This window comes from Natrinema gari JCM 14663 (assembly GCF_000337175.1).
Classification (GTDB): Archaea; Halobacteriota; Halobacteria; order Halobacteriales; family Natrialbaceae; genus Natrinema; species Natrinema gari.
In genome coordinates this window covers 1-647 of record NZ_AOIJ01000001.1, presented here as the reverse complement: position 1 = coordinate 647, position 647 = coordinate 1, and the positions used below count along the sequence as shown (strand labels likewise).

General features: G+C 61.5%; 1 protein-coding gene. It reads left to right on the top strand.

All coding sequences use genetic code 11. The features are described from left to right. Positions 1-347 (top strand): hypothetical protein (locus tag C486_RS21980; RefSeq protein ID WP_008451456.1); only part of this gene is annotated, 347 nt, incomplete at its 5' end. Positions 348-647: the final 300 nt, after the last annotated feature.

Genomic DNA, 647 nt, shown 5'->3' with positions numbered 1-647 from the left:
CTGTCGAGTCGGCGGCGACGCCGAGTCAGCAGTCTGGCCTCGAGCAGGCTGCGAGTACGGATGGCGGCTCGGTATCTGCCCAAGACGAGACCGATGTCGACGAGGAGCCAGCCGAACGTTCGAGTGTCCCGCTCCCGCCGGAAGATGCAACGGGCCCGAAGCCGAACGCGCGACGTCTGAAAGCGATCCTCGAGGAGAACGGCAGCAGTCTGAGCAAGTCTGACTTGTTCGGCCGGGCAGCCAACCGCTTCGACATCCCACCGAGTGACGCCAAATCGGCGCTGGAAAAGGGTCGTCAGGAGGGGATCTTAACCGACGCTGGCGGTGACACAATCAGATCGGTCTAAGGACGCCGACGGTGAGCGGCTCTCGCCGGCACGATCTCGACTGCTGTAAACTGCCATTCCTTTCTGCTGTCTGACTCTCCGACGGTAGTCGTGGGTGTCGTCGACGTCGCTCCCCGAGAGACGTCTGTCGGGTGGCGCAACAATTGCACTGTGTTGCGCCGAAAAGCAGGCGAAGTGCAACACGCCGAACCCCGACGCCGTCTGGCGGTTTTCTCCCTTTCGACCCCCGAATGTTGCACTTGTTGCACCTCTCAGAGGGTAGGTGTACTATACGGAGGCGGACTTCTAAGACAGAGTGAG